The organism is Paraplanobispora takensis (assembly GCF_016863195.1).
Taxonomy (GTDB): domain Bacteria; phylum Actinomycetota; class Actinomycetes; order Streptosporangiales; family Streptosporangiaceae; genus Planobispora; species Planobispora takensis.
Map to the genome: position 1 here is coordinate 20316 of NZ_BOOK01000050.1, position 23707 is coordinate 44022.

The window sequence follows — 23707 nt, forward strand, 5'->3', positions numbered from 1 at the left end:
GCCGGAATCAGAGGGTGAGGGCTCCGGCGAGGAGATCGTCGAAGCGGGTCAGGTCCTCGGCCGGGCGGTCGAGGCCGCGCAGCGGGCCGTGGTCGGCCAGGTGTGCCTCGGCGTACAGCCGGACGACCAACGCCTTGCGGTCGGTGCCGAGTTCGCGCCGTTCCCAGCCGGCCTGCTCCAGCAGCAGCGCGGCGGCGTAGACGTCGCACATGAACTGGGCCAGCGGGAACAGCCGGGCCTCGGCCTGAGCCGGGTCGAGCGCCGACCAGGCGGTGATCGCCTTGCGCAGGTCCTCGATCCGTCCCCGGACGAGATCGACGGTGGCCTCGTCACCGGGCGGAGCCTGGTCGACGGCCGCAGTCAGGCGGTCCAGGAACGGCTCGTGGGCGTTGCCGCGCAGCATCGCCCGCCGTACGTCCAGGCACAGGATGTTGTCGCCGCCCTCCCAGATCGTGTTGACCTGGGCGTCGCGCAGGATGCGGGCGACCGGCCACTGCTCGATGTAGCCGTTGCCGCCGTGGATCTCGATCGCGTCGCTGGCCGCGGTGACGCCGAGCCGGGCGGCGCGGAGCTTGACCAGGGCGGGGGCCAGGCGCAGGCCGGGGTTGAGGGTGCCGTCGAAGACCATCGCCTGGGCGGCCTCGACCTCGACGATCAGCTCGGCCAGCTTGCGGCGCATCAGCGGCTGGTCGATGAGCGCGGCGCCGAAGGCCTCACGGCTGCGGGCGTAGCAGATCGACTCGACCAACGCGCGGCGGGCGCAGCCCAGGCCCATCATGGCGATGGCCAGGCGGGCGCCGTTGGTGAGCGTCATCATCCGGGCCAGGCCCTTGCCGTCGCCGGTGCCGCGCGGGTCGGGAGCGAGCAGGAACGCCTCGGCGTCGGCGAACTCGACCTCCGCCGAGGCCACCGAGCGGGTGCCGAGCTTGTCCTTGAGCCGGCGGATCCGGATGCCGTTGTGGCTCCCGTCGCGGCGCTCGCGCAGCACCAGGAAGGGCGAGACCCCGCGCACCCCGTCCTCGGCGCCCTCGGGCTTGGCGAGCACGACGAACGCCGAGCCGTTGGCGTTGGAGGCGAACCACTTCAGGCCGTTCAGCCGCCAGGCGTCGCCGTCGGGGGTGGCGGTGGTCTCCAGCGCGCCGAGGTCGGAGCCGCCGGAGCGCTCGGTGAACATCTGCGCGGCCTCGCCGGAGAACATGCCGTCGGCGAAGATCTCCCGGACCCGCGCCTTGACGTCCTCCGGCGCGAACGACTCGGCCATCAGCACCACCATGTCGCCGCCGGTGCCGAGCGCGCAGCCCATGCCGATGTCGGCCTGGTAGAGCAGGTAGTGCCAGGCCGCGGTCATCACCGACGGCTCGACCCCGGCCTCCTTGGCCTCCGCGCCGAACTCCGGCCGGGTGAAGCTGCGCGCGACCAGCTCGCGCCGGGCCGCCTCGAAGGACGGCGGCATGACGATCCGGCTGACGTCGCGGCCCCAGCGGTCGTAGCGCTCCAGGCGGGGCGGGTTGCGGTCGGTCTCCTCGGCGTGCTCCAGGATCGGCCCGGCCATGAGCTTACCGGCCCGCTCCAGGTGGGGGGCGGCCCAGCGCAGGCCCTCGGTGCCGAGGTGACGGCGCATCAGGAAGCCCAGGGTGGGGTCGCAGCCGTACCAGTTCAGCCCGGCCGCGCCCTGGTAGCGCTCGGTGGCGTAGCGCCGGGACTTGTCCGGGGTGCCGAAGGGCAGCCGGTCGACCGGCTCGACGAGATAGGAAGCCATACGCGGATATTACGTTTTTCCGACACGTGATGGGAAGATGTAATGGCAAGGATCGTGGGGACGGCTCGCGCTCCGAAGTCCCGCCGGGCAGGCTCTATGCTCTGGACCTCCGATGAAGAACGAAGACCCGCTGGGCCTCCGGCCGCTGACCGCGCGCTCGGTCGTCCTCAGCACGCTGCTGGGCGCCCACCCGCCCCACCTGAAGGCCCGCCACCTGGTGCGCGCGGGCGAGTTGTTCGGCATCTCCGAGGGCACGGTGCGGGTGGCGCTGTCGCGCATGGTCGCGGCGGGCGACCTCCTCCAGGAGGACGGCGGCTACCGGCTCAGCGGGCGCCTGCGCGAACGCCAGGCCCGTCAGGACGCCAGCCGTGCCCCCCTCACCCGCGGGTGGGACGGCTCGTGGGAGGTCGCGATCGTCACCGCCGAGCGACGGCCGGCCGCCGAGCGCGCCGCGTTCCGGGACGCCATGGCGGCGCTGCGCATGGCCGAGATCCGCGAGGGCGTGTGGATGCGCCCGGACAACCTGGTCCGGGACACGCCCCTTCAGAACGCGCACGACCCGGAGGACGCGGGCACCCCTCCCGGGAGCACCGCCCACCCCGCGATCGTCGCCGGGCAGTGCACGTTCCTGCGGGCCGTACCGGAGGGCGACCCGGCCGTGCTGGCGGCCTCCCTGTGGGACCTGCCGGCCTGGGCGGGACGGGCGCGGGCGCTGCGGGCCGGGTTCGACTCGGCCTCCTCCGTCGCCGGCCGGTTCGCTCTGGCCGCCGCGATCCTGCGGCACCTGCTCACCGACCCCCTGCTCCCGCCCGGCCTCCTGCCCGGCGACTGGCCGGGGGCCGGTCTGCGCCACCGCTACGACCTGTTCGAAGCCGAGTTCGGCGCCCTCCTGCGCGATCACCTGTAGCGGATCGCCGCCCGTCGGAGGCGGTTCCGGCCGGCGCCGGCCACCTCCCGGAGCAGCGTTTGTCACAGGTTCCGGACATACTTGATCTTCACGCGGAAGCGATGTTTGATACGTGGGTTCGTTCCTGTCGCAGTGGCCGCACCTACTGTGCCGACCATGGGTGGTAGGGATGAGGTTCCGGGTTCTCGGCCCGATCGAGGTCTACGACGACGGGGTTCCCGTCAGGCTCGGCGGCCCGCGCCAGCGCGCGGTGCTCGCCCGGCTGCTGGTCGCGGGCGGAGCCGTCGTCTCCACCGACACCCTGATCGAGGATCTGTACGGCGACGCGTCTCCGCCGAGCGCGGTGACCACGGTCCAGGCCTACGTGTCCAACCTGCGCCGGGCCCTCGAGCCGGGACGCCCGCCGCGCGCCCTCCCCCGCCTGCTCGTCGGGCGGCCTCCCGGGTACCTGCTCGCCGCGACCGACCTCGACGCGCTCCGGTTCACCGAACTCGTCACCCGCTCGGAGTCCCTGCCGCCCGAGGAGGCGCTCGCCTGCTCGGAGGCGGCGCTGCGGCTCTGGCACGGGCCGCCCTACGGCGAGTTCACCGGGGAGCTGTGGGCCTCCTCCGAGGTCGCCCGCCTCTGCGAGCTGCGTCTCGTCGCGGTCGAGCGGCGTGCCCGGGCGCAACTGGACCTCGGCCGCCCGCAGGCCGTCGTCACCGGCCTGGAGGCCGACTCGGCCGCGCACCCGCTGCGTGAGCGGCTGTGGCACCTGCTGGCGCTGGCCCTCTACCGCACCGGGCGGCAGGCCGACGCGCTGGCCGTGCTGCGCCGCGCCGGAAGGCTGCTCGCCGACCAGCTGGGGCTGGGCCTCGGTCCGGGGCTGAGGACCCTGGAGGAGGCCATCCTCCGGCAGGACGACTCGCTCCTGCTCCCCTGCGCCCCCCAGGTGCCCGTTCCCCCGGCGCCCGTCCCCGCGACCCCCGTGAGACCGCGTGCCCCGCACGGCCGGGAACGGCAGCTGGCCGAGCTGGAAGGCCTGCCGGAGCGGGGAGAGGTCACCGTCGCGGCGGTCAGCGGCGAGCCGGGCATCGGCAAGACGTGGCTGCTCGGAGCGTTCCGCGACCGCTGCACCGCCGCCGGCCGCCTGGTGCTCTGGAGCCGCTGCCCCGAGACCGAGGGCTCCCCGCCCCTGTGGCCGTGGCTGCAGCTGCTGCGCGCGCTCACCCGGCTCTGTCCCCCGCCCGACCGCCGGGCCCTGACCGGCCTCCTGGACGACGAGACCCCCGCCGGATCCACCGAGGCCGCGCTGCTGCGCCGCCATCAGGCCATCGCGGACTGGCTGAGGACCGCCGCGCGGTCCCGGCCTCTGGTCGTCGTCCTGGACGACCTGCACTGGGCCGATCCCGCATCGCTCCGGCTGCTCAGCGACCTGGTCACGCTGCTGGCGGACGCCACCGAGCCCGTCCCCGTCACGCTGGTCACCGCCTTCCGCGACGGGCCGGACCGCATGCGCCTGGACGACGTGCTCGGCCGGCTGGCCCGTCACGACCTGCGCCACGTCCGGCTCACCGGCCTCGGCCCGGAGACCATAACGACCATCGCTCACGGCATGGGCGTCGAACTGGACGGGCCGACCGCTCTGCGGCTGACCGAACGCACCGGCGGCAATCCCCTGTTCGCCAGGGAGACGGCCCGCGTGCTCGCCCAGGGCGGCACGCTGGGCGCCGTACCGATCGCGGTCGCCGACCTCATCCGGCGGCGGGTGACCGCGCTCGGCCCGCAGGCCGTCGAGGCCCTCAACGTCTCCGCGGTCATCGGCAGGGACTTCGATCCCGGTGTCGTCGCCCAGATCTGCCGCGCGGAGCCTGCAGAGGTGTACGGCGTGCTGGACCAGGCCGTACACGCCGGGCTGCTCGTCTCCTGCCCCCCGCGCATGGCCTTCGCCCACGACCTGGTCCGCGAGGCCCTCCTGCGCGACCTTCCCGCGCTGCGCAAGGCGGCGGTGCACCGGGAGGTGACGGCCGCCCTGGCCGACCGCCCCGGCGTGGACGTGGCGGTCATCGCCCACCACGCCGTCGAGGCCGGTCCGGCGGCCTACGGCGAGGCGGCGCGCTGGGCCCGTGCCGCCGCCCGGCAGGCGTCCCTGCGGCTGGCCTACGAGGAGGCGGCCCTGTGGTGGGGCCGGGCGGTCGCGGCCCACGGCGCCTCCGCGGGCGACCCCCTCGACCACGTCGACCTCCTGCTCCACCAGGTCCGCGCGCTGCTGGCGGCCGGAGACGCGCTCGGCGCCCGCAAAGCGCGGGCGCAGGCCATCCGCGTCGCCGACCGCGGCGACGGCACCGGCGGGCGGGACGACCCCGTGCTGACGACCCGCGCGTTGACCGCGCTGGACGCCCCATCGGTCTGGACCCTGCGCAACCCCTACGAAGAGGTGGAACTGCATCTGGTCCGCCGGTTCGAGGCGGCGCTGGACCGCCTGCCCCCCGACGACGGGGCCGAACGCGTGCGGCTGCTGGCCGGGCTGGCGCAGGAGCTGTACGACGGCAGCGACGACCCGCGCTGCGACCGCCTGTCGGCCGAGGCCGTCGAGGGGGCCCGCCGGCTCGGCGATCCGCACCTGCTGATGCAGACGCTCAACGCGCGGCAGCTCTCGCTGCCCCAGTCCGTCCGTTCCCGCGAGCTGCTGGGGATCGCCGCCGAACTGCTCGGCCTGGCCGCGCGCACCTGCACGCCCGAGTTCGAACTGCTCGCGCAGATGCTGTTCACCCACCACCGGTTGCAGTTGTTCGACCTGGCCGGCGCCGACGAGGCCGCCACCCGCTGCGACGCGATCCTGGAACGGCTGCCGCTCCCCTGGCCGCGCTTCCAGCACACGATGTGGCGCGCCGGCAGGCTGGTCCTGGAGGGGCGCTTCGACGAGGCCGACGTCCTGTACGGCGAGGCCGAGCGGCAGGCCGGGCGGCTCGGCATGTGGTACGCGGGCGCGGTGGTGGCCACCGGGCGCATCATGCTGCACTTCCAGCGCGGTTCCATGGCCGACGCCGGAGCCCTGATCGACTCGGTCGCCGGCATCCACACCACCATGGACCGTGACTCGCGGATCCTGCACCTGTGCGCGCAGGGCCGTACCGCACAGGCCCGCCGGCTGGCCGAGCACGGCTGGGGCACTCCGCCGCGGGACTGGTCCTGGCTGACCATGACCTGTCTGCAGGCGGCGGCGCAGACGGCCCTCGGCGACGTCTCCGCCTGCCGGGCGAGCTACTCGGCGCTGCTGCCGCACGGCGGCGGCGTCTCCGTGGGCTCCGCGATCGCGTTCGCGGGCCCGGTGGACTGGTTCCTGGCCCTGCTCGCCTCCGCGCTGGGCGAGCGTGAGACCGCCGTCCGGCACCTGGTGACGCTGGCACGGCTGGCGGGCCGCAACGGGCTCGTGCGATGGCGGGACCGGGCGAGGTCGGAGCTCGGGCTCATCATCTCGGGGGGACGGAGCGCGGCGCCGCGGCGTGCGGGCTGAGCCCGGCCCTCCCTCCAAGTGATTTCCAAGCAGGCCGATGCACCCTTCAGCAGGAAAACACGTGCCCGGGTGCGGTTCTCACCGTGATCGCCGCTCACGGGCGCGCCTCTTCACGAAAGGCGGAAAGAGAATGAGAACTCGTCGTCTGGCCGCGGTGGCGCTGGTAGCCGGAGGCCTGGCCTTCGGCGCCATGACCGCTCCCGCGACGGCCGCTTCCGCGCAGTCCGCCGGAAGCTGGTGGTTCGCAGGCCAGTACACGACCAGCGGCGGCTGCAGCAGCGCCGGCGTCAGAGCCCTCTTCAACACCAACGCCCTGGACTTCCAGTGCAGGCGCACCGGTTCCCTCTTCGACCTCTACCTCTACCACGAGTAACAGGCCCCGCCGCCACGGATAGCACGCCCTGACCCCGGCCCCGGATCCCGCGGCCGGGGTCAGTCGCGTGCGGCTCCGTGATCGCCGGCTCCCCGTCCGGGCCACGGTTCCCGGTGGTTCCAAGCGCTTCCAAGCGGCTCCAAGCAGCTCGCGGAAAAGCTCCTCCAAGCCGCTCGCAAACGCTGTCGGAGAGCATCCCCGCAGCGTGGATCCGTTCGGCGGGTTCCCGGTGGGGTGCGAGGACGGGCGGGATCTTTCCGCCACGGGGCGCCCGCCGGTCCCCGTCCGCCCGGACCCCGCACGGATCGTCGGGCGAGGGTGAGGGGGCTGGAGAGGCGTGGCTGTGCGGAGTACGGATGAGGTCGGGCGTCCGGACGGGGATCGCCATCTGCTGGAGGACATCGCCAGGGCGACCCTCGGGCGGGTGGCGGGCCGGGCTTCGGACGTTGCGGACGCCGGCGCGGAGCCCGCCGCGGGAGGCCCCGTCCCCTCCGCCGGACGGCTCCTGCCCGGCTGGGAGATCCACCCCGGTACGCCGTGGACCTACGCGGCTCCGGCTGATTCGGTACGGCGCGCCCAGGGCTGGAAGCTCCACGTGTCGGCGACGCCGTTGTCGGCCCCCGTGGTGCTGGCGCGGGTGGCGGAGGTGCTGGGCCGCCGCCGCTGCCCGTTCAAGTTCGCCGCCACGCTCGGCGAGACGGGCGCCCTCCTGTCACGTGAGAGGGACCGCGGATCCGTCGGCAAGTTCGTCACGGTCTATCCGCCCGACGACGAGACCGCCGTGGCGATCGCCGGGGAACTGCACCTGGCCACCTCCGGCCTGCCCGGCCCGCCGATCCTGTCCGACCGCGCCTACCTGCCCGGCAGCCTGGTGCACTACCGCTTCGGGGTGTTCTCCGCCCCCGGCGAACTGGACAACGACGGAACCTACACCTCGCGGCTGACCGCGCCCGACGGCACCAGGGTGACCGACGAGCGCAAGGCGTGGTACTCCCCTCCGGAGTGGGCGCGGTGCCCGTTCGAGTCCGGCCGGGCGCCGGCCCGGACCACCGCGCCGGAGGCGGTGTTGCTGGGCGGCCGGTTCGTGGTGCGCCAGGCCGTCCGGCACGGCGCCAAGGGAGGGGTCTTCCTGGCCGAGGACCGGCAGACCGGCGGTCAGGTGGTGGTCAAGCACGCCCGCCCGCACCTGGGCGCAGGCCTGCACGGGCGGGACGGGCGCGACCGGCTCCGCCACGAGGCGCGCATGCTCGACCTGTTCGCCCCGCTGGGCGTCACGGCGCGCAAGGTGGAGTTGTTCGAGCAGGACGACAACCTCTTCCTCGCCCAGGAGCGCCTCTCCGGGAGCGTGCTCACCGAATGGGCCGGCAGGCGACGCTTCTCCCCGCCGGACCCGGATCGCCACGCCGCGGTGATGGGACTGGCCCGGCGGCTGGCCGCCCTGGTCGCCGTGGTGCACGGCCGGGGATACGTGCTGCGGGACCTGACGCCGAACAACGTCATCGTCACCGGCGACGACTGCCTGCTGATCGACCTGGAGACGGCCGCGGTGCCCGGCACGCCGGTGGTGAGGGCGTTCACCCCCGGTTACGCTCCGCCCGAACAGGTCCGGGGCGCCGAGTACGGCCCCGCGCCCGGCCCGGAGGCCGACCTGTTCGCGCTCGGGGCGACGCTGTTCTTCACGGCCACCGACTGCCAGCCGGTGCTGGCGGAGGACCTGCCCGCCGGGACGCGGTCGTGGGACGCGCGGCTGGGCACGCTGGTGAGCGTCGCCACCGCGGGCGATCCGGTGGCGACGGCGCTGGTCCCGCTCTTCCTCGGTCTGATGAGGCAGGAGCCCGGACGGCGCTGGGACCTGGAGCGGGTACGGGCGTTCCTGGACGGCCTGGCCGCCGTACCGCTCCCGCCCGCGGCCCGCGCCGGGACTCCGAACGGCTACCGGCTGGGCACGGCCGAGCAGGATCGCCTGCTCGGCGACGGGCTCGCCCACATCCTGCGGACGATCTCCCCGGCCGCGGTCGCCGACCCGGAGGCGCGCGCCGCGCTGTGGCCCCTCAAGGGGGCGAACGGATACGGGGCGACCACCGATCCGTGCGCCGTGCAGTACGGATCGGCCGGGGTGCTCACCCTGCTCGCCTCACTGGCGGGGCACGAGCCCGCCACGGCCTCCGCCCGGCCGGCGCGGACGGAACCGCCGGGGCCGCACGCCGGGCTGCCGGCGGGGCTGAGGGACGCGGCGGGCTGGACGGCGCGCCGCCTCGCCGGTGAGCACCGGCCCTCTCCGGGACTGTACTTCGGCCGCGCCGGGATCGCCTGGGGCCTGTACGAGGCCGGCCGCGCGCTCGGCGACGACGCTCTGTGCGCCACCGGCACCGGCCTCGCACTGGGTCTGCCGACGAACTGGCCGAACCCGGACGTGTGCCACGGCCTGGCCGGAACGGGGCTGGCCCTGCTGCATTTCTGGTACGCCACCGGGGAGGTCCGCTTCCGCGAGCGGGCCGGAGAATGCGCCGACGCGCTGATGAAGGCCGCCCGGCGCACCCCGGAGACGGTGCTGTGGCCGATTCCCGAGGACTTCGACTCCGGGCTGGCGGGCGTGGTGCACTACGGCTTCGCCCACGGCGTCGCCGGGGTCGGCGCCTTCCTGCTGGCCGCGGGCGCCGTTCTGGGTCGCGAGGACTGCCTGGAGACGGCCGTGGCGGCCGGGGAGACCCTGCTGGCCGCGGCCGACCGCCAGGGCGACGCCCTCTGGTGGCCGGGCGCCCCCGGCGGACAGGACAGGCTCCCGCACTGGTGCAGCGGTTCCTCGGGGGTGGGCACGTTCCTGATCCGCCTGTACGCGGCCACCGGTGACCGGCGTCTCCTGGACGCCGCCAGGGGCGCCGCGGTCGCCGTGCACGCGCACCGCCTGAGCTCGGGGACGGCGGCCTGCCACGGGCTCGCCGGAGACGGGCAGTTCCTCCTCGACATGGCCGACGTCCTGGGCGAGCCGGTCTACCACGAGCTGGCCGGGGAACTGGCCGGGTGCCTGTGGGCGCGCGCCGTCGTCCGCGACGGGTTGCTGGTGGTCCCGGACGAGAGCACGACCGAGGTGACCGTCGGCTGGAACACCGGCCTGGCCGGTGTGCTGGACTTCCTGCACCGGCTGCGCCACGGCGGGCCGCGCCCCTGGATGGCCGACCCGCCCGGGGACGGCCCGCCGGACCCGGCGGACGCCGGCGCGGCGCGGCGGGCGGGGACGTGATGAACCGGGTCGTCGCCGGGACCGGGCGAGGGGTCCTCCAGGACGTCCGGCGCAGCGGCTTCTGCTTCTCCGGGGGCGGGCGGTACGCCGCCTGCCTGGTGCGCCGCGGCCACCGCCTGGCCCCGGAGCTGTGGGACCTCACGGGGGACGGCCCGCGCGCCCGGACCCTGCACGGCTCCGGCGCAGAGAGCCCGCAGACCTCACTCGTCGCCACCGACGACGGCCGCGTGCTGCTGTGCCGTCCGGACGGCGGTGTGCACCGGCTCCTGCTCGCCGTCCCCTCCCGGGACGGCGACGCCCCGGCCCAGGAGCACCGGCTGGCCACCTTCGGCGGTCCCGCCCTGCGGCTCATCGCCGGCCCGGTACCCGCAACCGCCGCCCTGGCCTTCGAGTCCGGCGCGGACCGGACGACCACGGTCTGGCGGCTGTCCGGACGGGACGAGCCACCCGAGCGGATCGCCGAGCTCCCCGTCCTGGTCAGCGGAGGGATCTGGCTCGACGGGACCGGCGACCGCCTCGCTCTGGCCTCCGGCCGGGCCGGGACGGGGGGCACCGTGGTGCTGGACCTCGCACGCGGCGTCCTGACCCCTCCGGACGGCCTGGCCGATGACGAGCACCTGCTGCTGGCGGCCCCCCGCACCGGGGTGCTGCTCACCGCCGCACGCCGCGACGGCGCCTACCGGCTGGGCGTCCGGCGCCGCGGCGACGAGGGGCCCACCGTCTTCCCCGACCGGCTGAACGCGATCGAGGGCGGCGTGACCCCGCTGGCCCTGGACCCCGCCGGACGGCACCTGGCGCTGGCGGTCACCCGCGGCGCCCGCTCCCACCTGCTCCTGCACGACCTGGCGCAGGACGCCTGCCGGGAGGCCGGCCTCCCGGCAGGCGTGCTGTACCGCAGGGCCCACTGGGGTGACGCCGGGCTCCACCTCGTCCACAGCACGCCCGACCACCCGCCCGGCCCGATCACCGTGCTCCGGCCGTCCAGGTCGCGTGAGGCCCGGCACCTCTCCCGTCCACGGCCGGCGCAGCCCTCCGTGCGCGCCTACGACGGTCCGGCGGGAGACATCGAGGCCGTCGTGTACGGCGACCCCGGCACCGCCCGCCAGGTGGTGCTCGCGCTGCACGGCGGCCCCGAGTCCTCCTGGCGGCTCGGCTTCGAGCCGCTGTTCCGGCGCCTGGCCGCTGCGGGGATCGCCGTGGTCGCGCCCAACCAGCGGGGCAGCACCGGATACGGCGCGGCGCACCGCGACGCCGTCCACGGCGCCTGGGGCGGCCCCGACCTGGACGACGTCCTGCATCTGGGCCGCACCCTGTCCGCCGCGCGCGGGCCGGGCCGCGGGCGGCCGATGCTGTACGGCCCCAGCTACGGCGCCTACCTGGCGTTGCTGGCCGCCGCCGCCCGGCCCGGACTGTGGGCGCGCGCCGCGGTCGTCGCCCCGTTCCTGTCCGGGCGGCGCCTGCACGACGACGGGCCGCCCGCGGTACGCAACCTGATCGACCGGCTCGGCGGCCGGGAGGAGATCGACGACGACCTCGGCCCCCGCGACCTGCTGAGGCTGGCCGGCCGGATGCGGCTGCCCCTGCTCATCGTCCACGGTGACCGGGATCCGGTCATCCCTGTCTCCCACTCCCGGCGCCTGCGCGACCGGCTGCGCGGGAGCGGGCACCGCGACGGAGCCCGCCTGACCTACCTGGAGGTCGCCGGCGCCAGCCACGATCCGCTGTCCGAGGCCGGCGGGCACCTCCTCCTCGACCGCGTCGTCGGCTTCCTCAGCGAGGGAGCCGACCGCCCCCGGCCGCCGTGCGATCGGCACGGCCCTCCGTAGACCTCCGGCGAGCCCGGGCGGACACGCGCCGGGGCCTCGCCGGTGGCCGGTCGCGTCCCTGTCCGGACGTGACCGGCGGTCACCCCGAACGGGGTGACGCCCTCGTAAGAAACCCGCAAGGAGAAAGGAACCGCGATGGAACTCGACATCAACGCCCTGGAGATGCTCCCCGCGATCGAGGAGACCCAGCTGCGCGACTGCAACTCCACCTGCGAGATCAACATCCGTACCTGTTACAACAGCTGCAACGGCTCCGGGTACACGTACTGATCCCCGCAGTTCCCGCCCGGGGACCGCGGGTGAGCGCCGGCGGGCGTTCACCCGCGGCGTGACGGGCCGGGCTCCCGGTAGACCTTCCGGCGGAGCGGGGCGGGTTCCCGCTCCGCCCCGCCGGAGGCGCGGGGCCGCCGTCCCGATGGATCCACCACGCAGAGAGGGAGACGATGCCAGATCCCGTGCCGGGCCCGTCGCACGAGCGGGCGACACGCGAACACGGTGACCGCCTGCTCGTCTCCCTCGCGCGCGGTTCCCGGGCGCCGCTGGCGGTGGTCGCCGCCGCCTCCCTCGCCTCCTGCGCCGCCGTGCTGGTCCTGCCCGCCGTACTGGCCGCCGCGGTGGACGAGGCCCTCACCGGCCACGGACCGCCGACCGCCACGGTGTGCCTGATCCTGGTGCTGGCCCTCACGGCGTGCGCCGAGATCGCCGGCATGATGGCCGGGGCCGCCGCCACCGCCTCCGCCACGTCGTCCCTGCGGGTGCGGCTCACCGCCCACCTGCTCTCGCTCGACATCGCCGAGGCCCGCCGGTCACCGACCGGTGAGCTGGTCAACCGGCTGGTGAGCAACACCGCGACCGCCGGACGCGTCCCGGTGACGCTGGTGGGCATCGCGACCGGACTGATCACCTCCGTCGGCGGCGTCGTCGCCCTGTTCGTGATCGACTGGCGGGTGGGGCTCACCTTCGTGGCCGGCGCCCCCGCCGCGGTCGCCCTCCTCCGCGTGTTCGTCGAGCGGGTCTCGGGCCTGTACGACGACTACCAGGGGGCGCAGGGCCGGTTGGCCGCCCGCCTGACCGACGCCCTGGCCGGCATCCGCACGGTGCGGGCCTCGGGCAGTGCCGAGCGTGAGATCACCCGGATCCTCGCCCCGCTGCCGGAGCTGTCCGGCTCCGGGCACGCCCTGTGGCGGGCGCAGGCCCGCAGCGTGTGGAAGATCGCCCTGCTGCTGCCGCTCATCGAGGTGGCGGTGCTCGGAGCCGCCGGGCTGGGCGTCGCCGACGGCCGCCTGGAGCCGGGGCAGCTGCTGGCCGCGGCCGGATACACCGCGCTGGGCCTGTCCTTCGTCGACCAGACCGACGCGCTGATGGCCCTGGCGCACTCCCGCTCGGCGGCCCGGCGGATCTGCGAGGTGCTCGGCCTGCCCGTTCCCTCCGCCGGCACCCGCCCGCCGGCCGAGGGCCCCGGTGCGCTCTCCTTCCGCGGTGTCACGGTGGTGCGGGAGAACACCGCACCGGTGGAGGACGTGGATCTGGAGGTCCCCGCCGGGTCGCTGACCGCCGTCGTGGGCCGCTCCGGCGCCGGTAAGAGCACACTGGCCCTGCTGGCCGGACGGTTGACGGATCCCGACCGGGGCGAGGTGCTGCTCGACGGACGCCCGCTGCGGGAGATCGACCCGGACGCGCTGCGCGGTGCCGTCGCCTACGCCTTCGAACGTCCGGTGCTGCTCGGCGGCGATCTGGCCGAGGCCGTCTCCTACGGCCTGCCCGCGGTCGACCGGGAGGCCGTCCGGGAGGCGGCGCGCGCCGCGCACGTCGACGACGTGATCGGCCGCCTCCCGGAGGGATACGGCACCCCGGCCGACACCGCCCCGCTGTCCGGCGGCGAACTCCAGCGGCTGGGGCTGGCCCGCGCGCTGGTCCGGCGGGCGCGCCTGACCGTTCTCGACGACGCCACCTCCGGCCTCGACACCGCCACGGAGGCCCAGGTCACCCGCACCCTGCTGGAGGGGATGCGCGGGCGCACCCGGCTGGTCATAGCCCACCGCGTCGCCACCGCCGCCCGCGCCGACCTGGTGGTCTGGATGGAGGACGGGCGGATACGGGCCCGCGGCACCCATCGCGGGCTCTGGCGGGACCCGGCCTACCGGGCCCTGTTCGCCGCCGCGGGCGAGGCGTCCCCGCAGGATCAGGAGGACCCGTGCCCGGCCCGTCCGTGAGACTCCCCCTGCCCGGACGGAGCGCCGCACCCTCCACCGCCGCACCCCCCACTGCCGGCCCGGCGGGTGACGGCCCGGCGGGCGGAAGCGGGTGGCGGCTGCTGCCGGCGCTGCTGCGGCCCCGCCGCCGCCCGCTGGCCGCCGCCGCGGCCTGGTCCCTCGTCGAGGCGGTTCCGGCGTTGCTGTCCGGGCTGCTCCTCGCCGCTGCCCTCGACGGCGGCTTCCTCGCCGGGCGGCCGGGCGCCGGCCTGGCCTGGCTCGGCCTGCTCGGGTTCGCGATGCTCTTCAGAGCCGTGGCCATGCGGATGATGTTCCCCTGCCTGGCCGCGGTGGTCGAGCCGCTCCGCGACGACCTGGTCCGTGCGCTCGTCTCCGCCACCGTGACCCGGGCCGCCGGCGGGGCGGCGCCGGACCCCGCCGCCGCCACCCGCCTCACCGAGCAGGTGGAGACGGTGCGGAACCTGGTCTCCGCGCTCCTGCGAAGCGCCCGCACGCTGGGCATGTCGCTGGTGGCCGCGCTGGGCGGGCTGCTGATCCTGTCCCCCGTGGTCGCCGCCGCCGTCGCCGTGCCCGTCGCCGCGGCACTGGCCGTGTTCGCCAGGCTGATGCCCGTACTCCTGGCCCGTCAGCGCGCGCTCATCCTCGCCGACGAGGACCTCACCGCCCGGGCCACCCCGATCCTGGCGGGCCTGCGTGACATCGCCGCCTGCGGAGCGCGGGCGCAGGCGCACGCCGCGGTGGAGTCCGCCGTCGCCGTCCAGGCGGCGGCCACCCGGGCGCTGGCCCGGGCGGGTGTGAGCCGGCGGCTCGTCGTCACGCTCGGCGCGCACCTGCCGCTGGCGGGCCTGCTGATCGCCGCCCGGCCGCTGATCGAGGCGGGCCACCTCAGCCCCGGCGAGGTCGTCGGCGCGGCGGCCTACCTGGCGACCGGACTCGACCCGGCGATGCGCATGCTCGTCGGCGTCGTCGGCTCCTGGGGCGTGACCCTCACCGTCGTCCTGGGCAGGCTCGCCGAGACCGTCGCCGTCCCCGCCCGGATCCCGCCCGGACCGCCCTCCCCCAGCCCGGCCGCCCTCACCCCGGCCGCCCTCACTCCGGCCCGGAACGGAGCCGGTCGCCCGCTGCCGAGTCGCCCGCTGCCGGAGCGTCCGCTGTCCGGCCACCGGCTGGAGGTGGAGGGGCTGAGCTTCGCCTACGCCTCCCGGGCCGCGCCCGTGGTGCACGGCCTCGACCTGACCGTCGCCGAAGGGGAGCACCTGGCCGTGGTCGGTCCCAGCGGCGTCGGCAAGTCCACGCTGTCCATGCTGCTGACCGGGCTTCAGCGCCCCACCGGCGGCCGGATACGGCTCGGCGGCCTTGCGCTCGAGGCGATACCCGAGCACCTCCTGCGGACCGTGGTGGCGCTGGTGCCGCAGGAGGCCTACGTCTTCGCCGGGACGCTGGGCGAGAACCTCGCCTACCTGTGCCCGTCCGACCCGCGGACCGCGGACAGGCGGGTGCGGGAGGCGGTGGACGCCGTGGGCGCCCGCGCGCTCGTCGAACGACTGGGCGGGCTCGACGCCGTGATCGAGGAGCCGGCCGCGCTCTCGGCCGGGGAGAGGCAGCTCATCACCCTGGCCCGCGCCTACGCGTCCCCGGCGCGCGTCGTCGTCCTGGACGAGGCGACCTGCCACCTCGACCCCGCCGCCGAACTGCGCGCGGAGACGGCGTTCGCCGCCCGCGAGGGCACCCTCATCGTGATCGCCCACCGCATCAGCTCCGCCTGCAGGGCCGGCCGCGTCCTGGTGATGGACGGCGCGGACGCGCTCACCGGATCGCACCGTGAACTGCTGGCCCGCTCGCCCGTGTACGCCGGGCTGGTCGGCCACTGGCGGGACGACGACGCCGCGGGCGGGCCGTCGCCCCGTCAGGTCACAGCAGGGACTTGAGGAAGTCCCTCGTGCGCTGGTCGCGGCCGAACTCGGAGGCGGCGAAGTCGGTGACGCCGGCCTTGGCGAGGGTCTCCAGCTGGGCGCCCACGGTGTCCTCGTCACCGATGAGGGCGACCTGGGCGGGGCCCTCCGCGCCCTCCTTGTCGAGCATGGCGCGGTAGGAGGGCAGGTGGCCGTAGACGGCGTAGACCTCGGCCGCGCGGGCGCGGGCGGCCTCGACGTCGTCGGTGACGCAGATCGGCAGGCCGCAGACGATCCTCGGCGCGGGCCGTCCCGCCGCGCGGGCCGCCTCGGTGACGGCGGGGGCCACGTGCTCGGTGACGGTCTTGGGGCCGGTCATCCAGAGCACGGTGCCGTCGGCGACCTCGCCGGCGAGCTTGAGCATGCGCGGGGCCAGCGCGGCGATGAGGACCGGCATGTCGCCCGTGCCCGGAGTGCTCAGGCCGATCTTCGCGGTGAGGGTCTCGCCCTCGAACGCCACGTTCTCCCCGCGCACCAGCGGGACCAGGACCGACAGGTACTCGCGCATGTGCCGGGCGGGCTTGTCGAAGCTGTAGCCGTACATGCCCTCGATGACGATCTGGTGCGAGAGCCCGATGCCGAGCGCCAGCCGCCCGCCGAGGGCGGTGTTGACCGTCAGCGCCTGCTGGGCGAGGACGGCCGGGTGGCGCGGGTAGGTCGGCACGACCGCGGTGCCGAGCTCGATGCCCGGCACCTGGCTGCCCGCCACGGCGAGCGCGGTCAGGGCGTCGAGGCCGAAGATGTTGGAGACCCATGCCGAGGGGAAGCCTTCGTCGGCGGTGCGGGCGATCCTGTCCCGCAGTTTGCCGAGCGCCTCGGGGCCCTGGGGCTCGTCGAGGTACAGTCCGATTCGCATCGCTACCGAACTCCATTCTGGTCGTTCGGGCCAGTCTAGAACTTCCTTCGGCCCGGTCGAAGCGGCGCCTCGCGTTCATACCCCACGGCCGCGCCCACCGAGGTTCTAGCGGCGGATCGTCCCGCGCAGCGGCAGGTCCCGCGAGGAGGCCCCGACGCGCACGGTGTACCCGCCGGACACCGTCGTCCACCTGCCGCCGCGCCAGATCCGGAACGCCCTGGCCGGGAGGCGGAAGGTGACCGTGGCCGACTCCCCCGGCGCGAGCCGTACCTTGGCGAACCCGCGCAGCTGCCGCGGCGGCTCCGCGGCGCCGCGGGGGAACTGCAGATAGAGCTGGGGTACGGCGACGCCCGCCCGTTTCCCGGTGTTGCGCACCGTGGCCCGGACCGTGGTCCCGGAGACCGACAGCCCCCGGTAGGAGAACGTGGTGTAGGACAGCCCGTGCCCGAAGGGGAACAGCGGCTCGATGCCGGCCGCGTCGAAGTGCCGGTAGCCCACGCGCAGCCCCTCGCTGTAGACCTGCCGCAGGCCCACCCCGGGGAACTGCCGGCGGGTGTTCGCCGGATAGTCGGACGCGCGCCCGGCGACGGTCATCGGCAGGCGCCCGCCGGGGTCGGCGTCGCCGAACAGCACGGCGGCCAGCGCGTTGCCCAGCTCCTGGCCGCCGAGGAAGGAGGAGACCACGGCCTTCGTCCTCCCGGCCCAGGGCATGAGGACCTGGGCGGGGCTGGTGAGCACGACCACGGTGTCCGGGTTGGCGGCGGCGACGGTCTCGATCAGCCTGTCCATGTTCCCGGGCAGCCGCAGACTCCTGCGGTCCTCGCCCTCCTCGGTGACCAGCCCCACGACGACCACGGCGACGTCGGCCTCGCGCGCGGCGTCGGCGGCGGCCCGCAGCCCGGCCTCCCCCTCGCCGTCCCCCGGCGTGTAGGTCACCTCGCCGCCGGCCCGCCCCCTGATGCCCTCGTACGGCGTGACCACGTACGGCGGCAGCACCCGCCCCGACCCCGCCGAGGTGATCCGGACGTCGTCGTGGGCGGCGGTCCCGATGACGGCGATGCCGCCGGTGTCCTCCCGCAGCGGGAGGAGACCGCCCCGGTTCTTCAGCAGCGTGGTGCCGGAGACCGCGATCTCGCGGGCCAGGGCGGTGTGCGCCGAGGTGCGGACGTTCCGGCCCGGCGTGCCGTACCTCGTCTCGAAGAGCCCGTCGGCGATCATCGGCGTGAGCACCCGGCGGGCCATGTCGTCCAGCCGGGCCTCGGGGAAGGTCCCCGCGGCCAGCCCCACCCTGAGGTTGGCGGAGAACAGCGGGTCGTCGGGCATGGCCTGGTCGAGCCCGGCGCGCGCGGCCTTCTGCCCGCTCCGGGTGGCCAGCCAGTCGGACATGACCCAGCCGTCGAAGCCCATGGACCTCTTCAGGTCGTCGGTGAGCGTCTTGCGGTTCTCGCAGGCGAACGCGCCGTTGACCCGGTTGTAGGCGCACATGACCGCCCCGGCCCCGGCCTCGACGGCGGCCTCGAACGGCGGATAGTAGATCTCCCGCAGCGTGCGCTCGTCGATGACCGCGTTCACGAGCATGCGGTCGGTCTCCTGGTTGTTGCCGACGTAGTGCTTGACGGTGGGGATGACGTTGCGGCTGCGGATGCCCCTGACCTCCTGGGCGGCCAGTTCCCCGGTGAGGTACGGATCCTCCCCGAAGCTCTCCCAGACCCGGCCCGACTGGGGCACCCGCAGGATGTCCACGGCGGGCGCGAGGTGCACGTTGATCCCCTTGCCCCGGGCCTCCGCGCCGAGGGCGGCGCCGAACCGGCGGGCGAGGGCGGGGTCCCAGGTGGCGGCCAGGGTGATGGGCGCGGGGAAGGCGGTCACGCCCTTGACGTCGCTGACGCCGTGCGGGCCGTCGTGCAGGCGCAGCTCCGGGATCCCCAGCCTCGGGACGCCCTTCACCCGGCCCCGCGGGACCAGCGCCAGGCCGTGGCCGCGCACCATGTTCAGCTTCTCGTCCGTCGTCATCTCGTCGAGGAGGAGTTCCACCCGCTCGGCGACGGGCTTGCTCCCGTCGAGCCAGGGCCGCCGGTCCCGCCCGTCCGTCCCCGCCGCGGCCGGCCCGGTGGCCGCGGCGCCGGTCGCCGGGAGCGGGGAGGCCGGGAACAGGACCGCGAGCAGCGCGGCGAGGAGACCGGCGGCCCCGGTGGCGGAACGTCTCAGGCTCGGCACGGGCGCCCCCTGGAGTGTCACGGCGGTGGGAGCCGATCCTGGCCCCGCCCGCCGCCCGTGATCTATGGCCTCCCGCCACAACACGGCGGGAGCGATGTGGCATGTGATACGAGAAACACGACATGGCGGTTTCCGGTACGCCATTCATGGGAGAACCCGATGGACCGGAAAACACCGGGAGCCGACCGTCTCCCCTCGGGGACCGCCCGCGAAGGAGCGACTGTGGCGTCATGGGCCGACCACGCGATCTGGTGGCAGGTGTACCCGCTGGGGTTCACCGGTGCCGAGGCCGCCGCCCTCCCGGCCGACGAGCCGGTACGGCACCGCCTGCGGCACCTGGAGAACTGGCTGGACTACGCCGTCGAGCTGGGCTGCTCCGGCCTGCAGCTGGGCCCGATCTTCGCCTCGGAGACCCACGGGTACGACACCGTCGACCACTTCAGGATCGACTCCCGCCTCGGGGACGACGCCGACTTCGACCGTTTCGTCGCCGCCGCCCGCGACCGGGGCCTGCACGTGCTCCTGGACGGGGTGTTCAACCACGTCGCCCGGGGCTTCCCGGTGTTCGGGCGGGCGGAGGCCGACCCGCGCGCCGCCGCCTGGTTCCGCCGCTCCCCGACCGGCGCGGAGACCGGCGGGGACACCGGCGGGGACACCGGCGGGGACTACGACACCTTCGAGGGGCACCGTCATCTGGTGGCCCTGAACCACGACGAGCCCGCCGTACTCGACCACGTCGTACGCGTCATGGACCACTGGCTCGGCCGGGGCGTGTCGGGATGGCGGCTCGACGCCGCCTACGCCGTACCGCCGCAGTTCTGGCGCCGGGCCCTGGAGCGGGTCCGCCCGCGCCACCCCGGCGCCTGGTTCGCCGGTGAGGTGCTGCACGGTGACTACGCCGAGTACGTCAGTGCGAGCGGGCTGGACTCGGTCACCCAGTACGAGCTGTGGAAGGCGATCTGGAGCTCGCTCAACGACGGCAACTTCTACGAGCTCGCCTGGGCCCTGGAGCGGCACAACGGGTTCCTGAAGACCTTCGCGCCGCTGACCTTCGCCGGCAACCACGACGTGACCAGGCTGGCCAGCCGTCTGACCGACGAGCGCCACCTCGGCCACGCCCTGGCCGTGCTGTTCACCGTGGGGGGCGTGCCCAGCGTCTACTACGGCGACGAGCAGGCCTACCGGGGGATCAAGGAGGAGCGCGCGGGCGGCGACGACGCGGTGCGCCCGGCCTTCCCCGGCTCCCCCGCCGAGCTGCCCGCGGCCGGCCGGCCCGTCCACGGGCTGCACCGGCGGCTGATCGGGCTGCGCCGGCGCCACCCGTGGCTGGTGCGGGCCCGCACCAGCGCCCGGAACCTGGACAACACGACCGTCGCCCTGCTCTCCGCCGACCCCGACCACCCCGGCGAGGAGCTCCTGACGCTGCTCAACGCGGGCGACCGGCCCCACCGCTTCCCGGCCGGGAGCACCGGCCGGGCCGTACTGGAGTCCTCCGGCGGGACCACCGCGGACCCGTACCTCGTCCCGGCCCACGGCTGGCGGATCCTGGGCGGCGGTTGATCCCCGGCCCGAGCGGGGGCCGGGGTCATCGCCCGCGTGAACCGGCCGCGCGGGGGCGGATCTCCACCGTCCTGTCCGGGTCGATCGGATGCCCGCCCGCGGGCAGCCCGGCGGTGAGCTGGCGGAGCAGGTCCAGCTCGTCGGCGACCATCCACACGGCGCTCACCAGGCCGTCCTCCACGGTGAGCACGTCGATCAGCGGAAGGCCGCCTCGGCGGCCGCGGGGTCGGCGGGCGGTGCCTGCCACAGCTCCAGGAGTCGATCGGTGAGAGAGGACATGCCCCGAGTGTCATCCGGCGGCGGGTCCGCCACCATGGAGCCCTGCACAGCGGCAACCGGTAAAAAATCCTGGACGGCCGGGCGGGCGCGACGGACCCGTACTTCTCCACAGAGCGCTCTCACCCGTATTTGTACGAGGACGGGCCGGGGCCGGGAGGCGATGCTGAGGGTGTTCGACGGCCAGCATCCGTACCCGAGACGAACCCCCGAGGCCTGTCATGTGCCAGCACGAACCCCACTGTCCCCCGGCCGACGCGTCCGACCGCGAGGCCGCGCGCCCCGTCGCCTTCCGCCCCGAGCAGGGCTGGACCCTGCTGTGCAACGGCGTCGTGCTGTTCGAGGACACCGGCGCCCTGCTGCCCGACGGCCGCGCCGTCGCGCCGCACCGGCCCGTGCCGGCTCCCCGCCGGCCCGCCTCCCACCGCGCGCCGCGCTCCTCCCGCCGCTGCCTGGCCCCGGCCGCCTGACCCGATCAGGGGGACGTGGTCCCGGCGGGCGCGCTCTCCGTGGTGCACGGCCACGGGGTCCCCTCGGGCATGGGGCTGCAGAACACCCGGTCGGGAGCGGGCCCCCGCTCACCCCGTGGACCCTGCTCGCCCTGAGGTCCCCGTTCGCCCTGAGGACCCCGCTCACCTTCGGCTCCCCGCTCGCCCTGCGGGCCGGCCTCGCCCCTGGGCCCCGTCTCACCCCGGGGACCGACGGGGCCGACAGGCCCGATCCTCCCCTTGAGACCCGGGCGGCCGCGCGGACCGGCCGGGCCGGGTGATCCCTCCGGGCCGGGCGGGCCCTGGATCCCGGCGGGACCCTGGGATCCCATCGGCCCGGCGCGGCCCGTCCGCCCCTGGGGACCGGCCGGGCCGACCTGCGGCACGCCGCCCAGCTGACGGACCTGCTGGACGAGCACCTCACGGTCGTACTGGGCGTTCTGGAGCCGCTCCCCGAGGTCGCGGATGGCCATCGACACCCACACCGCCAGAGCGACCAGCACCCCGAGGGTCAGGGCGAGCAGCAGGTCGCGTCGGGTGACGTGCAATCCGGCCAGGCGCATCAGGCGGTTCCGTTCAGTGAGAGCCAGATCTGGACCAGCAGGGACACCAGCAGCAGGCCCGCCGGGATGACCCCGGCGTAGACGCTCTGCCGCCAGTTGGCCCCTCTGTCGCGTTCGCGGGCCTCGATCCTGCTGACGACCGACTTGAGCTCCTCGTCGATGCGACGCTGGAGCTCCTCCAGGTCCCGCTCGATGGAGGTGAACCGACGCTCGCTCGCCCGCTGCTCGGCCAGGAACAGCTCCTGGGAGGTGAGCCGCTGGGCGGCGTACTGCAGGTCGTTGAGGCGCCGGGCCAGCTCGCCGGGAGAGGGATCATGATGCATGATCACCTCCCGGGCCGCCCGTGGACGGTGGCCTTCCCGTGACGGGGTTGTGATCCACACGGCGTGCTCGCGCCGCGCATGGTTGCTGCAGCGTCATCCGGCTCCTTCCGGGGGTGGTGAGCGGGCGGGTGGACGTCGTACGACGGTGCCGCGAACCGAATCACCGTACTACTAAAAGTAATCACTCAGTAATGCATTGTGAGGACGTCATTGTCTTTCTTTGAAATTGCGCGCCGATGATGAGCGCCCCTCGCACCGGATCGGCCCGCTTTCCGTCATTCGTGAGCGAAAGCCGTAGGCGTCCATGGAAACGGCGGTGTCGGGCGTCAGGGGCACGACCTGCGCATCCGGGCCGACGAGTCGGCCGGGGAACCGCATCGGGAAGCACCCCGGCGAAAGGCGCCCGGTCTACCGCCGGATCGTCCCGCGACCGGTTGACCCGGCGCTTCCTGGGCAGGGGGCGGCGCATGATGACAGGTGACTTCTATGACTACTTCGAACTGCTCGGCGACGACGAGAAGGAGATCGTCCTTCGCGTGCGCGAGTTCATGGCGGAGAAGGTCGCGCCCATCGCCGACGAGGCGTGGACCAACGCCAGGTTCCCCCACCACCTGATCCCGGAGTTCGCCAAGCTCGACGTCGCGGGCCTGGCGTACCGGGGGGCGCGGAGCCTGCTGACCGGGTTCGTGGTGCTGGAGATGAACCGGGTGGACCCCTCGATGGGCACGTTCTTCGGCGTGCACAACGGATTGGCGATGGGCAGCATCCACCGGCTCGGCTCCGGGGAGCAGCGCGAGCGGTGGCTGGAGCCGATGGCGGCCATGGAGAAGATCGGCGCCTTCGCCCTGACCGAGCCCGAGGGCGGCTCCGACGTCGCGGCCGGGCTGCGCACGACGGCGCGGCGCGAGGGCGAGGTGTGGGTGCTCAACGGGGCCAAGCGCTGGATCGGCAACGCGACCTTCGCCGACCTGGTCGTCGTGTGGGCCAAGGACGAGGCCGACGGTCAGGTCAAGGGCTTCCTGGTGGAGAAGGGGACGCCGGGGTTCACCGCCACGAAGATCGAGAACAAGATCGCCCTGCGGACGGTGCAGAACGCCGACATCACCCTCACCAACTGCCTCGTCCCCGAGACCAACCGGCTGCAGGACGCGAACGGCTTCCGCGACACCGCCACGATCCTGCGCCAGACCCGCGGCGGCGTGGCCTGGCAGGCGGTGGGCTGCATGATGGGCGCCTACGAGCGCGCCCTGTCCTACGCCAAGGAGCGCGAGCAGTTCGGCCGCCCCATCGCCGGATTCCAGCTGGTCCAGGACCTGCTGGTACGCATGCTGGGCAACGTCACCTGCTCGCTGGGCATGGTCGTACGGCTGGCGCAGCTGCAGGACGCGGGCGTCTACAAGGACGAGCACTCGGCGATGGCCAAGGCCTTCTGCACCGCGCGCATGCGCGAGGCCGTGGGCTGGGGCCGGGAGATCATGGCCGGCAACGGGATCGTCCTGGACTACGGCATGGGCCGGTTCGTGGCCGACTCCGAGGCGATCTACTCCTACGAGGGGACCCGGGAGATCAACAGCCTGATCGTGGGCCGGGCGATCACCGGCGTCGGCGCCTTCGTCTGAGGCGGGTCCCACCCGGGCGATCGAGGCGTTCAGGCATC

General features: G+C 74.7%; 17 protein-coding genes. 11 read left to right on the forward strand and 6 right to left on the reverse strand.

The window, feature by feature from the left end; translation table 11 throughout:
- Positions 1 to 7 precede the first annotated feature (7 nt).
- The gene (locus Pta02_RS31825) at positions 8 to 1759 is read right to left on the reverse strand and encodes an acyl-CoA dehydrogenase family protein (RefSeq protein WP_203878686.1); all 1752 of its coding nucleotides are present in this window, start codon (positions 1757 to 1759) and stop codon (positions 8 to 10) included.
- A gap of 112 nt (positions 1760 to 1871) precedes the next feature.
- On the opposite strand from Pta02_RS31825, the gene Pta02_RS31830 reads away from it, so the two are divergent.
- The 8 genes from Pta02_RS31830 (at position 1872) to Pta02_RS31865 (ending at position 15743) form a co-directional block, all read left to right on the forward strand.
- Entirely contained in the window at positions 1872 to 2666 is a 795-nt protein-coding gene (locus Pta02_RS31830; RefSeq protein ID WP_203878687.1) for a PaaX domain-containing protein, C- domain protein, read from the forward strand.
- Between the two features lie 169 nt (positions 2667 to 2835).
- On the forward strand, positions 2836 to 6162 hold the full coding sequence (locus Pta02_RS31835; RefSeq protein ID WP_203878688.1) for an ATP-binding protein: 3327 nt from the start codon (positions 2836 to 2838) through the stop codon (positions 6160 to 6162).
- 130 nt (positions 6163 to 6292) lie between these two features.
- Entirely contained in the window at positions 6293 to 6535 is a 243-nt protein-coding gene (locus Pta02_RS31840) for a hypothetical protein (protein ID WP_203878689.1), read from the forward strand.
- A 343-nt stretch (positions 6536 to 6878) separates the two neighbouring features.
- Positions 6879 to 9776, forward strand: coding sequence for a class IV lanthionine synthetase LanL (gene lanL / locus Pta02_RS31845; RefSeq protein ID WP_203878690.1), 2898 nt, complete (start codon positions 6879 to 6881; stop codon positions 9774 to 9776).
- Positions 9776 to 11602: a prolyl oligopeptidase family serine peptidase gene (locus tag Pta02_RS42080; RefSeq protein WP_203878691.1), complete on the forward strand. Its 1827-nt coding sequence runs from the start codon at positions 9776 to 9778 to the stop codon at positions 11600 to 11602. The genes lanL and Pta02_RS42080 overlap by 1 nt, the downstream gene beginning before the upstream one ends.
- Positions 11603 to 11737: 135 nt before the next feature.
- On the forward strand, positions 11738 to 11872 hold the full coding sequence (locus tag Pta02_RS31855) for an ALQxL family class IV lanthipeptide (protein ID WP_203878692.1): 135 nt from the start codon (positions 11738 to 11740) through the stop codon (positions 11870 to 11872).
- A 173-nt stretch (positions 11873 to 12045) separates the two neighbouring features.
- Positions 12046 to 13815 carry an ABC transporter ATP-binding protein gene (locus tag Pta02_RS31860; protein WP_203878693.1) on the forward strand — a complete coding sequence of 590 codons (1770 nt, stop codon included), beginning with the start codon at positions 12046 to 12048 and terminating at the stop codon, positions 13813 to 13815.
- A complete protein-coding gene (locus Pta02_RS31865) occupies positions 13797 to 15743 on the forward strand; it encodes an ATP-binding cassette domain-containing protein (protein ID WP_203878694.1) in 1947 nt (648 codons plus the stop codon). Before Pta02_RS31860 ends, Pta02_RS31865 begins: the two co-directional genes overlap by 19 nt.
- On the opposite strand, the gene Pta02_RS31870 is transcribed toward Pta02_RS31865, so the two are convergent.
- Together Pta02_RS31870 and Pta02_RS31875 are read right to left on the reverse strand one after the other, a co-directional pair.
- Entirely contained in the window at positions 15727 to 16623 is an 897-nt protein-coding gene (locus Pta02_RS31870) for a TIGR03564 family F420-dependent LLM class oxidoreductase (RefSeq protein ID WP_203878695.1), read from the reverse strand. The two genes, Pta02_RS31865 and Pta02_RS31870, sit on opposite strands and share 17 nt — an antisense overlap.
- Positions 16624 to 16728: 105 nt before the next feature.
- Positions 16729 to 18840: a beta-glucosidase gene (locus Pta02_RS31875; protein WP_203878696.1), complete on the reverse strand. Its 2112-nt coding sequence runs from the start codon at positions 18838 to 18840 to the stop codon at positions 16729 to 16731.
- A gap of 222 nt (positions 18841 to 19062) precedes the next feature.
- Here Pta02_RS31875 and Pta02_RS31880 point away from each other — a divergent pair, with 222 nt between their 5' ends.
- Positions 19063 to 20400: an alpha-amylase family protein gene (locus Pta02_RS31880; protein WP_203878697.1), complete on the forward strand. Its 1338-nt coding sequence runs from the start codon at positions 19063 to 19065 to the stop codon at positions 20398 to 20400.
- Positions 20401 to 20425: 25 nt separating this feature from the next.
- Here Pta02_RS31880 and Pta02_RS31885 read toward each other — a convergent pair whose 3' ends face one another.
- The gene (locus Pta02_RS31885; protein ID WP_203878698.1) at positions 20426 to 20590 is read right to left on the reverse strand and encodes a hypothetical protein; all 165 of its coding nucleotides are present in this window, start codon (positions 20588 to 20590) and stop codon (positions 20426 to 20428) included.
- A 307-nt stretch (positions 20591 to 20897) separates the two neighbouring features.
- On the opposite strand from Pta02_RS31885, the gene Pta02_RS31890 reads away from it, so the two are divergent.
- Complete coding sequence (locus Pta02_RS31890; RefSeq protein ID WP_203878699.1) at positions 20898 to 21146, forward strand: DUF5999 family protein; 249 nt, start codon at positions 20898 to 20900, stop codon at positions 21144 to 21146.
- Positions 21147 to 21151: 5 nt separating this feature from the next.
- On the opposite strand, the gene Pta02_RS31895 is transcribed toward Pta02_RS31890, so the two are convergent.
- Entirely contained in the window at positions 21152 to 21727 is a 576-nt protein-coding gene (locus Pta02_RS31895; RefSeq protein ID WP_203878700.1) for a collagen-like domain-containing protein, read from the reverse strand.
- Complete coding sequence (locus Pta02_RS31900) at positions 21727 to 22050, reverse strand: hypothetical protein (protein WP_203878701.1); 324 nt, start codon at positions 22048 to 22050, stop codon at positions 21727 to 21729. The genes Pta02_RS31895 and Pta02_RS31900 overlap by 1 nt, the downstream gene beginning before the upstream one ends.
- A gap of 467 nt (positions 22051 to 22517) precedes the next feature.
- Here Pta02_RS31900 and Pta02_RS31905 point away from each other — a divergent pair, with 467 nt between their 5' ends.
- The gene (locus Pta02_RS31905; RefSeq protein WP_239131383.1) at positions 22518 to 23669 is read left to right on the forward strand and encodes an acyl-CoA dehydrogenase family protein; all 1152 of its coding nucleotides are present in this window, start codon (positions 22518 to 22520) and stop codon (positions 23667 to 23669) included.
- Positions 23670 to 23707: the final 38 nt, after the last annotated feature.

Bases quoted from the DNA above. Each gene is read 5' to 3' on its own strand.
- Pta02_RS31825 (WP_203878686.1), bottom strand. From the start codon at position 1,759: ATGGCTTCCTATCTCGTCGAGCCGGTCGACCGGCTGCCCTTCGGCACC.
- Pta02_RS31900 (WP_203878701.1), bottom strand. From the start codon at position 22,050: ATGCATCATGATCCCTCTCCCGGCGAGCTGGCCCGGCGCCTCAACGAC.
- Pta02_RS31870 (WP_203878695.1), bottom strand. From the start codon at position 16,623: ATGCGAATCGGACTGTACCTCGACGAGCCCCAGGGCCCCGAGGCGCTC.
- Pta02_RS31895 (WP_203878700.1), bottom strand. From the start codon at position 21,727: ATGCGCCTGGCCGGATTGCACGTCACCCGACGCGACCTGCTGCTCGCC.
- Pta02_RS31855 (WP_203878692.1), top strand. From the start codon at position 11,738: ATGGAACTCGACATCAACGCCCTGGAGATGCTCCCCGCGATCGAGGAG.
- Pta02_RS31890 (WP_203878699.1), top strand. From the start codon at position 20,898: ATGTGCCAGCACGAACCCCACTGTCCCCCGGCCGACGCGTCCGACCGC.
- Pta02_RS31905 (WP_239131383.1), top strand. From the start codon at position 22,518: ATGATGACAGGTGACTTCTATGACTACTTCGAACTGCTCGGCGACGAC.
- Pta02_RS42080 (WP_203878691.1), top strand. From the start codon at position 9,776: ATGAACCGGGTCGTCGCCGGGACCGGGCGAGGGGTCCTCCAGGACGTC.
- Pta02_RS31835 (WP_203878688.1), top strand. From the start codon at position 2,836: ATGAGGTTCCGGGTTCTCGGCCCGATCGAGGTCTACGACGACGGGGTT.
- Pta02_RS31830 (WP_203878687.1), top strand. From the start codon at position 1,872: ATGAAGAACGAAGACCCGCTGGGCCTCCGGCCGCTGACCGCGCGCTCG.
- Pta02_RS31860 (WP_203878693.1), top strand. From the start codon at position 12,046: ATGCCAGATCCCGTGCCGGGCCCGTCGCACGAGCGGGCGACACGCGAA.
- Pta02_RS31840 (WP_203878689.1), top strand. From the start codon at position 6,293: ATGAGAACTCGTCGTCTGGCCGCGGTGGCGCTGGTAGCCGGAGGCCTG.